The organism is Acidovorax cavernicola (assembly GCF_003581445.1).
The window spans coordinates 1-872 of the sequence record NZ_QXMN01000275.1; the positions used below are offsets into that span (position 1 = coordinate 1).

An 872-nucleotide genomic window follows, 5' to 3' on the forward strand; every position below is an offset into this window, starting at 1 on the left:
TGCTTCACCAGGCCGTCCTTGGTCAGGATGCGGAACGCTTCACGCAGCGTATTCCTGGACACGGTGAGCTCGTCCGCCAGGGCCTGCTCCGACAGACGCATGCCAGGGGACAACACACCCTGCACGATCTTCAGGCGAAGTTGTTCGGCGATGCGGTCGCTGAGGCTTTCGGAGGTCAATGGGCGCTGGGTGGACATGATGGGAAGGCAGTTTGAACCGCATTAGTATCCGGGTTTTTCACGACCCAGGCCTTGTTCGCTTGCCGCCAGGCCGTTGTTGGTCAACCGTCAGGCCATTATTTTCACCCATCGCCGGAATATTGTTGAACAACATGATTTCTGTGCGGCCGCGCGCGCCGGCGCACCGGGTTGGACGATGTCCGCCCGATATTGGTGCCTGCGGCATCGGTATTTTCACCAGTGGTCACAGAATTGTTCAACAAACTATAGTGGCATGTAATTTGCAATGCTGCTTTTGTTCTTTTCTTTGATTTCCATGAACAGGGAGTTGGTATGTTGAAAAAGTGTTTGACTACTGCGGTTTTGGCTGGCGTCGCGCTGGGAGCGGCCGCTCAGACGAAGTGGGATCTGCCGTCGGCCTATCCGATTTCCAATTTCCACACCGAGAACCTGATGCAGTTCATCGCTGACGTCGACAAGAACAGCGCAGGCAAGCTCAAGATCCAGGCCCATCCGAATGCCTCGCTGTTCAAGGCGCCCGAAATCAAGCGCGCGGTGCAAAGCGGTCAGGTGCAGGCCGGCGAAGTCATCCTCAACAACTTCGAGAACGAGAACCCGCTGTTCGGCCTGGACGGCGTGCCGTTCCTGGCCACCAGCTACACCGATGCGTTCAAGCTGTACCGCGCGCAGAAG

Annotated in this window: 1 protein-coding gene and 1 pseudogene; one reads left to right on the forward strand and one right to left on the reverse strand. The window is 57.0% G+C overall.

All coding sequences use genetic code 11. The features are described from left to right. Positions 1 to 197, reverse strand: a 197-nt coding sequence (locus D3H34_RS33105; protein WP_147400618.1) for a GntR family transcriptional regulator, incomplete at its 3' end; no start/stop codon positions are given. A gap of 315 nt (positions 198 to 512) precedes the next feature. Between D3H34_RS33105 and D3H34_RS33110 the strand changes: the two are divergent. Beyond that, a pseudogene (locus tag D3H34_RS33110) lies at positions 513 to 872 on the forward strand (C4-dicarboxylate ABC transporter substrate-binding protein); the annotation flags it as partial.